Source organism: Methanobrevibacter sp. DSM 116169 (genome assembly GCF_046197865.1).
Taxonomy (GTDB): domain Archaea; phylum Methanobacteriota; class Methanobacteria; order Methanobacteriales; family Methanobacteriaceae; genus JAHKLT01.
Genome location: NZ_CP166990.1, coordinates 819655 through 832195, shown reverse-complemented (window position 1 = coordinate 832195; position 12541 = coordinate 819655). Strand labels below are relative to the sequence as shown.

Annotated in this window: 10 protein-coding genes; all 10 read right to left on the bottom strand. The window is 24.4% G+C overall.

The features are described from left to right. Positions 1-4: 4 nt before the first annotated feature. Positions 5-502, bottom strand: coding sequence for a hypothetical protein (locus ACA134_RS04220; RefSeq protein ID WP_409200932.1), 498 nt, complete (start codon positions 500-502; stop codon positions 5-7). After that, positions 499-825, bottom strand: a complete 327-nt coding sequence (locus ACA134_RS04215) for an energy-converting hydrogenase A subunit A EhaA (protein ID WP_409200931.1) — start codon at positions 823-825, stop codon at positions 499-501. Before ACA134_RS04215 ends, ACA134_RS04220 begins: the two co-directional genes overlap by 4 nt. A gap of 181 nt (positions 826-1006) precedes the next feature. Further along, positions 1007-1414, bottom strand: a complete 408-nt coding sequence (locus ACA134_RS04210) for a hypothetical protein (protein ID WP_409200930.1) — start codon at positions 1412-1414, stop codon at positions 1007-1009. Between the two features lie 60 nt (positions 1415-1474). Continuing rightward, a complete protein-coding gene (locus ACA134_RS04205; protein WP_409200929.1) occupies positions 1475-1672 on the bottom strand; it encodes a hypothetical protein in 198 nt (65 codons plus the stop codon). Positions 1673-1880: 208 nt separating this feature from the next. Next, on the bottom strand, positions 1881-2291 hold the full coding sequence (locus ACA134_RS04200; RefSeq protein WP_409200928.1) for a hypothetical protein: 411 nt from the start codon (positions 2289-2291) through the stop codon (positions 1881-1883). Next, positions 2292-2768 carry a hypothetical protein gene (locus ACA134_RS04195; protein WP_409200927.1) on the bottom strand — a complete coding sequence of 159 codons (477 nt, stop codon included), beginning with the start codon at positions 2766-2768 and terminating at the stop codon, positions 2292-2294. It lies immediately after the preceding gene. A gap of 498 nt (positions 2769-3266) precedes the next feature. After that, positions 3267-4427 (bottom strand): ABC transporter permease, encoded by a 1161-nt coding sequence (locus tag ACA134_RS04190; protein ID WP_409200926.1) that lies wholly within the window; start codon positions 4425-4427, stop codon positions 3267-3269. Between the two features lie 8 nt (positions 4428-4435). Continuing rightward, positions 4436-5473 (bottom strand): ATP-binding cassette domain-containing protein, encoded by a 1038-nt coding sequence (locus ACA134_RS04185; protein ID WP_409200925.1) that lies wholly within the window; start codon positions 5471-5473, stop codon positions 4436-4438. Positions 5474-5495: 22 nt separating this feature from the next. Continuing rightward, on the bottom strand, positions 5496-5912 hold the full coding sequence (locus ACA134_RS04180; RefSeq protein ID WP_409200924.1) for a PadR family transcriptional regulator: 417 nt from the start codon (positions 5910-5912) through the stop codon (positions 5496-5498). A 264-nt stretch (positions 5913-6176) separates the two neighbouring features. Then, on the bottom strand, positions 6177-12452 hold the full coding sequence (locus ACA134_RS04175) for an Ig-like domain repeat protein (protein WP_409200923.1): 6276 nt from the start codon (positions 12450-12452) through the stop codon (positions 6177-6179). Between the last annotated feature and the right edge of the window lie 89 nt (positions 12453-12541).

The following is a 12541-nucleotide window of genomic DNA, read 5'->3' as shown; positions in this document are numbered from 1 at the left end:
ATAGTCACTCTTTAGCATGTCTATTAAACTTATAAGCTATTTTACCTAAAATTTTAGATGCTGTTGGATGATCAATTCCTTGAATAGTTGTAATAGCTATAACAATACCAACAATAAACATTTCAGGTTCAATTGATACAAATGAACATAAAAATATAATAATTGTCATAGCTAAAGCACCAATCGTACCAGCATATCCTGGATCAGCACATAATCTATTACCAATATAAACGAATAATACTGCAATAAATGCTCCTTCAATACCTAAAAGAAAATAACCAATAGCAGAAAGTAAAGTGCCTGCAGAAGCATCAGGAGAACATAAGATATTTCCTTGGAAGTAACCTCCAGCAATATCTCCTCCTCGTTTTTTAACTGCTCTTCCTACAGTTTTAGCACCTTGAACTCCTGGTTGCTCAGGTAATCCAAAATAAGTATCAATAATCACAAAGTTTAGCCAAGTAATTATTGTAGCTAAAATAATACCAATAATTATATTCATAATGCATCCCCTCCATTATCAGTTTCAGGAGGTCCTGGGAATAAAAAATCAAAAATATATTTAATAAAAAAACCTGTAAAAATTCCAATTAAAAGTCCTAACACATGAGTATCTAGAATATAATAAAAATCAAGTGCAAAACAAAATGATAAAAAGCCTAAAGCAAAAATAGGTGTTGGAAATAAAGCGCTCTTTTTAAATGAAAACCTATATGGCTTATCCGGCAATAATGGAACTTTTAATAAATAAGCTACAACAATAGATATGAAAATAGCTAAAAGATAATTTATTAAAATATCTACATTATTAATTCCCACAATCATGAGATAATATTTACTTATAAAAATATATAAATGTTATTACTTACTAATAAGACAAAAATAATAAAAGTAGTTTTTTAATTAAAAAAATTAGGTTCAAAAAAATAATCAAGGACTGAATTTAAGGCTTGTGAAAAAATACTTTAAAGCAGCTATTGAAAATTTAACTGTATCATTTTCTATTTCAGTAAGGTTCATAATCTGCTACTCTTCTATATTCTTTTAATGAACTTAATTTATTATATACTAATAGATTCTTACATTTTAATTCAAATAAAACTTGTTCATGTTCTGTAACATATTTTTCATCAAAATCAAAAGCTATTTTAGGTCTGATTCTAAAATTTGGATCAGTATCTTCTAACCATTCTTTACAATATAAAAATGAAGCATAATAAGCTCTATTAATAATAGTACTATCTATACAACGAGTTTCGCAATTTTTAGGAATTAATATATGCCCATTATTATATAAATGCATTGTAAAAATGCTAAGTTGATATTGAGGATAATTTTTAATATCTAAAGTAATAATATCCCTCCAATTTAAAAAATTAGAGTAGTGCAATTGTAATATTTCTAAATGAATCATAAATATTATGTTCAATAGAAAAATTTCTAGTTTCAATAATTAACTTATCCTAAATATCATTTACTTCATCAATAGAAAAATTTTCAGGAATCTCAATAAAGAAAAACTGTTTACAAATATCTTCATGATATTTTTTTCAAAAGATACATTCCCTAATCCGTATTTTTTAGATAAATACTTTAAATGATTTCCAATGTATTGAATAGAAGTAAGAAAATATTCTACAGTTTTATCATAACCTATACCTTTTTCAACCATATAATTCCCCAATATACCTAATAAAAAAATTTGATAATATACGTTAACTAAGTAATTAAGTTTTAATTGTTAATAGTATAAATAATATTCTAATTTATCGCATACAAAAAACAAATTTCAATCTAATTATATAATTTCACTACAATTTAATGATAATATATAATTTAAAGAAATATAATTAAATTAATAAAAAACTAAAAATAATTATTTATAAAAAATTTTCAACATTATCTAAAACAAATTTAGAGTCAATAAGACATTTGTTGGCCTCAAATTGCAAATTTGAAAAGGATTTTTGATAATCAACCATGTTTCTTTTATCTCTTAAACGATTTAATCTTTTAAAAATTTGTAATCCGAGATTTTTATCTCCTCTTTTACAATGAAAAGATAAATCTTTATATGTATTTTTAACTTCAGAATGAGCTTTTGATGTGGCACTATTAATAATTTCTTTATTATTTGCATCAACATAAGCACCATTATCAATTAACAAATCTCTAGCAACACAATATGCAGAGTAATAAGACCTATTTATTGATGTTCTTTTTTTAGCATCGCAATTAGAAGATTCTAATTCATCAGCAAGAATATGATAATCTTTCCAATCAAAAGCCATTTATTCAAACTCCACATTTAATAAAAAAGAATCTAATGTATCAATAGTTTCAATTTCAGAACTTAAATCATCAATTATATCTAATTTTTCTATTGCTTCAGTTGGAGAAACACTAGTATGAATATATGCTCTAAGTAATTTTTTATCAACATCTGGATCTTTAATTAATTCTAAAGAAATTATATCATTAGGAAACTCTTTTTTAACAAAAAATGGAATATTAGATATCAGTGATTTTAAATCATCTTCGTGTTCTGAAATAAATTTTTTAACATCTTCAGGATTTATAATATCATACATCAATGATATATATTGCCAATAACTAAGAACAATATTATAATTAGCAACAAAAACATTCTTAGGAAATTGAGAGTTAAAATGTAAATTTGGAAAAGTTATTGAATTTAATACATCATCAATAGTAAATTTAATACCATCATATTTAAAAACTAAATCTTCTTCACCATATTCCGGCATATTTTCACCTATTATTTAAATGAAACTGTCCAATAATTATTTTTTTAATTTGTGTTTAAAATGTTTATTGGTTTTTTTCTTGTTTAAATAACTTTTATAAACCATAGTAACACAAGCTTGAATTCTCGTTTCTTGCACAGTACATAATTGATTAAACTATTTATTTTTTAAAAGGTTTTTTCTTCAGATAGTTTCTTTTAAAATACTGTATTTGGCTTTCACATCAACATTATTGTAAAAAGAATTTTTTAATCAAATAATAAATCAAATCCCTCTAAAATATCATGAAAATATTCATTAATCAATTACAAATTATAATTTGTATTAAATAGTATATAAAATACTACGTTTTATTAAAAAACAATTATCCATTATTAAATCAATAATCAAAATAAAAACAATAATAAAACTAAAAAATAATTTTATTTAATACCATAAAATTATAATAAAAATCTGTGTTAAAAATAAAAATTAATAGAAAAAATAAATTTTCTATTTTTAAACATCTCTATCGAATTTTTTAACACCAACAATAAAGAAAAATAGTGTAAACAATAATAAAACTGCTAAATCTACCCATATATCACCTAAACTTTGACCTTTTAACATTATCCCTCTCATAGCATCATTTAAATATGTGAGTGGGAAAATATAAGCTATTTTTTGGAAAATCCACGGCATAGTCTCAACAGGATAGAAAACACCTGATACAAACATCATTGGCATACTAAAAGGCATGACCATTTGAGAATAATCTTCTTGATTTTGTGCTCTTGAACTCATCATAATACCAAAACCAACAAAACATAATGCTCCAATCATTAAAACCAAAATTGTTTGGAATATTCCGCCTTTTACTGTAGCACCAAATAATATAATAGCTGCAAACAATAATATCAAAGCCCTTATAAGTTCAACTGATAGCTTACCTACAATTTTACCTCCAATAACAGTTGCAACACTAGTAGGTGTCATGAATAATCTAGCTAGTTCTCCAGTTTCACGTTCTCCTGCAATTGATGCACCCATTCCCATCATACAAGACATCATTATAGTCATACCAAGTACAGCAGGAACTAAAAAGTCAATATATTTAATATCACCATATATTTTATTTATATGAACAGTAATTAATGATTTAAATGAATCAATTGAGTTACTAAGTGATGGTTGCATACTAGCACTTTCTGTTGTAAGAGCAGAAGACATTTCAGATGTTTGTTCTAATGCAATATTTTGGAAAATTGCTTGAGTAGAAGGTATTAATGTTTGACTTGCCATTTGATCTGAAGAATCCAAGTAAAATGTTACCGACTTTTGAAGATTCGTAGGATCATCATAATTCGATGGTAGAATAATAGCTCCTTTAACTTGACCCGAATCAACTAATTCTTTTCCATGATTAATATCTGATGTTACTTCTGTAACTTTATAGATTTTTGTAGATTCAAAAATATCAATAGTTGCATCAGTTAAATTTCCTTCACTTTGTGAGACAATTACAACAGGTAAATCAGTAAGTTCTCCACCCATACCATAACCAAAAAGTAGAATCATTATGATAGGAAATACTAAAATTGAAAATAGGCGAGCAGGATGTCTTTTTAAACTTAACCATTCTTTTTTAACCATCCACCAAATCTTTTTTGTTTCAACCATATTACCACCTAAGCTCTATCTCCTTTATTTGCTTCTGAAGTTACTTTAATAAAAACATCTTCAAGTGATGGTTCCTCAGAATCTATAGAAGAGATTATTCCTCCATTATCAATAACTGTTTTAATAATTTCATTAATAGCTAGTTCATTAAATTTATTTATATCTAAAGCTACTCTACCTTGCTTTGATATTTCTAAATCATGAACATATTCTAAGTTTTTAATTTTTGAAATCAACTCATCAGATGAATTATCTAATAAAAATGAAAGTTTTTTATAATAAAAACCATTATTAGATGAACTATCTCCTTCTTTATGAACATCAGATAATGAATTTTTAAGATTTGCACTTTCTTTTTCTTCACTAAGTAGAATATCTTTTAATCCTCTTGGACTATCATATGCAACTAAATTTCCAGTATTAATAATACCAACATAATCACACAACATATCAACTTCATGCATATCATGTGAACATAAGATTATAGTATGACCACTATTATTTAAATCTTCAATTAATTCCCATAAAATTCTTTTTGTAGTAGGATCAAGACCAATAGTAGGTTCATCTAAAAATAAAATATCTGGTCTGTGAACTAAACTAGCAACAAGTGATGCTTTTTGTTTTTGACCACCAGATAACTGTCCTACTCTTTTATCTTTTGCATATTTAATATCAACAAGTTCCATTAAATCATTTATCCTATCATCTTTAACATCTGGATTAACACCATAAAAATCAGCACATAATTGGGAATTTTCCATAACTGTTAAATCTTTATATAAACTAACATGTTGTGGAACCATACCTAATGTATCTCTTACTTCATTTGGATTATCCTTAATATCATAACCTGAAACTTTAGCTGTTCCAGATGTTGGATAAGCAAGACATGTAAGCATTTTTATAGTGGTTGTTTTACCTGCACCATTTGGTCCAAGCATTCCAAAAATTGATTTTCTTGGAATTTTCATATTTAATGAATTAACAGCAGTAAAATCACCATATTTTTTGGTTAAATCTTCTGTTTCAATAATATATTTCATTAATTTACCTCTTTAATTAATTTTATCTACTAAATCCCATTTCAGTTAAAAATTTAACCCATAAATCATTTTTCATAATTTTTTTATTTTTAAATTTAATATGGTTTAATAAATCTTCACCTTTTTTAGTAATAGTATAATATTTAACTTTCTTATTATTGTGAATATCCCAATCGCCAATTATTAATTCTTCATTTTCCATTTCATGTAAAATAGGATATATTTTACTTGAATTAAAATTAGAAATAATGTCTTTTTTTATAAATTCAGTAAAAAATTCATCAAGATATTTCATTATTTTATATCCATGGATTTTACCTTGACTTATAATCCACAAAATCAACATTCTAATTAATCCACTTGGAATATTTTTTATAAGCATTTTAAAATTACATTCTTCAAAATCATTTTCTTTGCAAAATGATTCATCTATTTTCATTTAAAAACTCCATTAATTTTATGTAAAAATTTGATATATGTAAAAAAATGATATATCTAAAATAGTATATAAAAGTAGTGGTGAATCGTTATGAATTATTGTTAGTAAATAATGAAAAGTAGCTATGATTAAACTATAATATTATTGGAAATTTTCTTATATTTTTGTTATTATTTTAAATATTTTATATTTTGTGGTTTTATTAGGAGAATTTATTATTGATATCATATGTAATGTTTATTAAAAAAAGAAAAAAGTGGTGTTTTAAAGTTTGTTTACAACAATGCTATTGGATGTGGAATAACCATTGTAAGTTGATGTAATAATGTAATGGTTAGGATCAAGGTTTATAGTTAATTTAGCTATTCCATTAACATCTGTTAGTCTGTTGTAGAAAACACCATTAATATTGAAAGTTATGTTCTTATTTGCTATTGGTTTACCTATACCATCAATTAATTTAACTGCATAGCTAGAACCATCCTTATTATTGAGTGTTAGATCATTACCAAATAAAGTTGGTAAAACTTTAATAGTATTGGAATATGTTTGATCATTATTAGGATGATAAACAGTTATAACATAATTACCAGGATCTAAATTAATACTCAAAGTAGCTATACCCTCATCATTAGTTTTACGAATATACATAACACCATTAATATTCATTTTGACATCTGTATTAGCTATTGGATTACCTTTACTATCTAAAATTTTAACATGATATTGAGAATCATTCCTATGATACTTTTCAAGATTGTATGCTTCAATCACAGATAATACATTTATAGTATAACTTACTTTTAAACCATTATTAGGATCCTCAGCAGTTAAAACATACTTACCAGGAATCAAATTAATACTCAAAGTAGCTATACCCTGATCATTAGTTGTTCTTGTATACATAACACCATTAATATTCATAGTAACATCAGTATTTTTAATGATATTACCTTTATTATCTAAAAGCTTAATTTCAAACTGACTAGCATTTCTAAAGTATTTAGTTAAATCAGCAGAATCTAAAGTTGGTAAAACAGTTATTTTTGATTTTTTAAATGTATTAGACTCACCATCATCAAAAATAGTTAAAATATCATACACTTTAGGATCTAAATTAATAGTAATCCTAGCAAAACCATCCTTATCAGTAGTCTTAGTATAATTATTACCATTAATATTAAATGTTATATTTTTAAAAGCTATTGCATTACCATCATTATCAGTCAACTGTATAATGTATTGTGAACCATTACGATAATACAAAGTCAAATCTTCACCTTTAATAATGATTAATCCACTAGAAATTGATACTAAATAAGTTTCTGTTGCTTTAGTATAATTACCCTCACCAGCAAAACTAACAAAAACCTTATAAATACTAGTATTCAATAAAACATCCAAATAAGCCCTACCACTAGAATCAGTTAAAACCTTATAATTATTATTGCCTATAGTAAAAGTAATTTCTTTATTTATTAATAAATTACCTTCAGCATCTGTTAAAGTAATAAAAAACTTAGAATTAGAATCAGAATAATTCAAAACAGTGTCTTGGCCTCTAATGATTGTTTTAATCTGATTAGCTGAAACATTAACAATCACATAATTAGTAGCATAACTTGCTAACTGCTGATTATTACCATTATAATAAGACTTAAAAATATAAGAACCAAAATCTAAGTCTAATTTAAAAACAACTTCACCATTAGAATTAGTAATAGCATGTAAAGTTTTAATAAAAGTACCATCAGTAGTTGTAATATCTAAATAAACAGTAGCAGCATTAATACCATTACCCAACAAACCAGACAAAATAACAGTAAAATTCAAAGTTTCACCATCCAAACCACTAACATCTTCACCAGTTAAAATTGTACTAGCCTTATCAGAATCCACAACCAAAATCTTAGAAGAACCATTAGAAGATAAATAATTAACATTACTAAAAGAATAAGAAACATCATACTCACCAGGATCCAAACTAATCATCAAACGTGCCAAACCATCAGCATTAGTAGTAATATTATAAAAAATCCCAGATATATTTACACTAATAATCATATTTTTTATTGGATTACCATTAATATCAATAAGTTTAAGATCATAATATCTTGCTTCACCTTTGTTGATAATCATATCTGATGTTAAAATACTTACAGGCATTCTGTAAACAATAATAGAATTAAAACCACTTGCATATAAATTATAAAAGGTATTTTTATAGCTATAAGTAATATTATAAGTTCCTGGATTCAATGTAATTTGCAATCTTGCAAATCCATAAACATCTGTTAAAATTTCATAACTTTGAGACCATGTTGATGAAGAAATAGTAACTAAAATAGTTTTACCATATAATGAAAAAGCATTAGGATCATCAAAAGAAATTACAAAATATCTATTTTCACCATAACATTGAACAAAATCAGTACCATTAATTGATACTTCTACTAAATCAATATCATTACTAACAACAATAGTTGCAGCCTCACTAGACTCAATATACCATATATTTCCATTATATTCAATTATAACAAAATAATTTCCCTCAGTTAAATCAATTTTAAAATTAACTTCCCCAAAACCATCAGTAACACCATATAATGACTTTATTAAATGACCTTTATAAATATTTAAACTTATATTTTCACCTGCAATTCTCCTACCATGCATATCAGTTAAAACAACAGAATAATAACCCCCAACAGGAATAATAGTATAAAAATAGGAAGATAATATAGTAAAAACCTTTTCAACAATTAATATTGCTTTGCCACTTGCAGAACCATAAACATTATCCCCAACAAATAATACAGAAATATCATATTTTCCTGGCAAAAGATTAATTGTAATACTAGCAATTCCATCATTATCAGTTAAAACATCAAATATAGAAGAATCATTACCCTGAGAAATAGTAATTTTAACATTTTCCCCAACAATAACTTTACCAAGACTATCTTTTAAAATAATACTATAAAGATTCCCAACACCATATAATGTTACATTAGGAACATAAATAGTAGAATTGACCGGTAAAACAAATACTATAGATTTAGAACTACTAAAACCATACCAATTATCTCCATCAAATATACAATCAATAGTATATTCACCAGTATCTAAATCTAAAAGTATTTCAGCACGACCATAAGAATTTGTAAAAGTGTTAACATTATTTGATTTACCTTTAAAATCAGTTATTTTAAAAGTGATACTTTGATTAACTAATCTTTTACCTGTAACATCAGTTAATGTAGCATAAAACTTATTATTTTTTCCATAAAATGTATAATTTATACTATTCATGTGAGTAATAGAACTTAAAACAGATATAATAGATGTATTATTACATGAGTTAAAATATCCATTTCCCCCATAAAATACATTTATAGTGTATTCCCCAATAGGATAATCTATTTTGAAATTAGTATTACCATATTCATCTGTTAATAATGTAAAAGATTCAAAAAGATTGTTATTTTTATAAATATTAACAAGTAAAGTTTGATTAAAAATTCTATGACCGTTGACGTTAATTAAAGATATATTATACTGATTATCATTCCCATAAAAACTAATATTATCTATTAAAATTTGAGTATTATTATTAAATATAGATAAGTCCAAAGTTTGATAATCAATTGTAGCATAAATATTAAAATCATTTGAAGTTTCATTAAAAATAATATATGTTATTGCTTTATTATTGGATAAATTCACAATATTTTGTGATAATTCACCAAAATCTGTTGAAAAATTAGCTATTCTAGAAGGAATAACAAAATTCAAAGGAACAATATTTAAATCATTGTCTACAAGATTATTTAAAGATGCAATAACCATATTGCCACCTAATTCTAATGTCATAATAATCCAATTATCAATAATTAATGTTCCATCAAATACAAAAATTCTATCATTATCAGGTTTTTGATTAAAACCCCACCAATTACTAGAACAATTCAACACATATGAATCTACAGTATAAATATCATTTCCCCAATAATATGCTGAATTATCTATAAAAACAGAATAATGAACATTTTTTACATTAAATAAAGCACCACCCATTGCAGCATGATTATTAATAAAAGAAGAATTTAAAATCGTATCTGCTGATAAAATCCCACTACCTACATAAGCACCATTATAATAAATAAAATTATCATTGTTTATAAAAGTAGAATTAAAAACAAAATCAGCATAAGAAACAGCTTTATTATTATTAATAAAAATAGAATTAATAATTTCATTAGCTGATACAAATTTTACATTTGGACTAGAACCTTCATTAGCATAAAAATAACATCCATCAATAATACTATAAGGATTTGATGAAATTCCTGACAGGCCACTGACACCATCATTAGTAACACCATTAATGTTCCTATACCAATAATTTTCAATAAAACTAGAATTAATAATTTTAATAACATCATTAGAATTAGAACTAGTGAAATAAATTCCACCAATGTCATTCTTATAAAATACAGTTCCTACAATAGTTATATTAGATTCTGAATTAATACAATAAAATTTATCCTCATTATTTCCATAATACCTAGAATTTTCACTAAACAATGAATCATAAATATTAACTTCTGCAGAACCTCTTATACTTGAACCTGCAATGTTAATAAAACTAGTATTAAAAATATTAAGAATACCATTAGACTCTTTATCTGCAGTTGATTGAATAATAGAATAATGATAATTCCAATTATTAATAGTTCCTGATGTAGTTATATCATAAAAATTAGAATTATAAATATTAACAATTCCTCCATTTAAAACAATTAAAGGATTAATATAATATTTAGAATTAACAGTAAAATTTATATTAAATAAATTTAATACACCCCATTCATAAACAATAAAGAAATTAAGGTTATCAGGCCGGATTAAAGTAACATTTCCCAAACCAACAAAAGTAACATTTTTATTAATTATTAAATTTGCATTCCATTCATATTTATAAGTTCCATTTAAAATATAGATAGTATTACCAGTTAAAGACTTAGATAAAGCAAATTCCAATGTTTTAAAAGGGTTTTCTTCACTACCGTCCCCAAAACCATTATGCCCATCATTTGAAACAAACCAATTATAATTAGAACTACCATTTCCAATAGCAAGACGTAGTTTTTGATTATCTACAGTAGCATAAACCATGATTTCTTCAGTATTATCAATTAAATTTGAAATTAATATTCCATTATTTAAATATTCACCATTATTTAAAAAATAACCACTTTCAGCTTCTAAAAATACTTTTAAATAATTTAAAAAAGAAGTATCAGTTAAATCAAAAAGATTATTTCCATCAGTGTATTTTGCTAAGCTTACAATAAAATCAGCATTTGTTCCAACATAAATAGGATTTTCATTACAATTAAAAACCATTACAATCCAATATTTTGCATCAATATTAGGGAAACTAAATTGGGGTCCTTTATTATCACCCCACCAATTATAATTCATATTACCATACGAATAAAAATTAGTATAAAAATAATAAATGATAGAATGAGAAATATTTAAAAAAGAATTAGGTGCCTTAATATTATTAAATGAAGAATTATAGCCTGAAATATTACATTCATAAACATCTAAAGAACATTTACTATTAAATATTGAAATATTAGAATAAGTAATAACTGCAGCTGCTTTTAAAATAGAATTATTTAAAACAATATTATCCACATTATAAACATTAAAATATTCTATTTCCAAATAATCAGCTTTGATATAATTATCACCATTTTTAATACCATTATTAAATTGATAATCTGAATCAAAAGAATTCAATTTAGAATTGTAAAAAGAAATATTGCCACAATTATAAATTGATCCAAGCAATAAAGAATTATAAAAATAAGATTCACCAACATTAGAAACTAAACTACCATAATTATCGCTAAAACAATTTGAAAAATTAGAATTATATATTTTTAATACTCCTTTATTTAAAATAGTACTTAAAAAGCTATTCATATTATTAAACACTGAATTATTGATAATAAGAGTACCTTCATTTAAAAAAATAGATTCTTGAGAATATAAAGAAGAATAACCATTCGTGAAAATTAAATTATCTAATTCAAAAACACAATTGCTATCTATTTTAAAAAAATAATTATTATTACCACCATCTAAAATAACATTGTTTGACAATCCAACAATCTTTAAAGAATCAAAAATAGGTAAATTAGAATTTTTTGAACCCGAATAAACTCCATCATATAAATATATATTAGATCCGTTTTCTGCAACTGAAATAGCTTTTTCTAAACTTTCAAACGGATAATATTCACTTCCATTATTATTATCGTTTCCATGATTAGCATCAACATATAAATTAGAATTTTGACTATTCATTATTATGAATTCATTTTCAATAGTATCATCGAATAAATAATCAATATTTTCATTGGAAAATGATTCATCTATTGATTCATTAGCATTAACATTACTTAAACAAAGTAAACATAAAACTACAAAAAGAAAAACTTTACTTTTATAATAAATAAACATCACCTCTAAATTTTAATAATAATTTAATTTAAAAATAGATTAGTTACAATTAATTAAAATTATAACAATCTACTTACCAAATAACAATT

Excerpts from the sequence above, each read along its gene's own strand:
- ACA134_RS04220 (WP_409200932.1), bottom strand. The coding sequence starts at position 502 with ATGAATATAATTATTGGTATTATTTTAGCTACAATAATTACTTGGCTA.
- ACA134_RS04215 (WP_409200931.1), bottom strand. The coding sequence starts at position 825 with ATGATTGTGGGAATTAATAATGTAGATATTTTAATAAATTATCTTTTA.
- ACA134_RS04210 (WP_409200930.1), bottom strand. The coding sequence starts at position 1,414 with ATGATTCATTTAGAAATATTACAATTGCACTACTCTAATTTTTTAAAT.
- ACA134_RS04205 (WP_409200929.1), bottom strand. The coding sequence starts at position 1,672 with ATGGTTGAAAAAGGTATAGGTTATGATAAAACTGTAGAATATTTTCTT.
- ACA134_RS04200 (WP_409200928.1), bottom strand. The coding sequence starts at position 2,291 with ATGGCTTTTGATTGGAAAGATTATCATATTCTTGCTGATGAATTAGAA.
- ACA134_RS04195 (WP_409200927.1), bottom strand. The coding sequence starts at position 2,768 with ATGCCGGAATATGGTGAAGAAGATTTAGTTTTTAAATATGATGGTATT.
- ACA134_RS04190 (WP_409200926.1), bottom strand. The coding sequence starts at position 4,427 with ATGGTTGAAACAAAAAAGATTTGGTGGATGGTTAAAAAAGAATGGTTA.
- ACA134_RS04185 (WP_409200925.1), bottom strand. The coding sequence starts at position 5,473 with ATGAAATATATTATTGAAACAGAAGATTTAACCAAAAAATATGGTGAT.
- ACA134_RS04180 (WP_409200924.1), bottom strand. The coding sequence starts at position 5,912 with ATGAAAATAGATGAATCATTTTGCAAAGAAAATGATTTTGAAGAATGT.
- ACA134_RS04175 (WP_409200923.1), bottom strand. The coding sequence starts at position 12,452 with ATGTTTATTTATTATAAAAGTAAAGTTTTTCTTTTTGTAGTTTTATGT.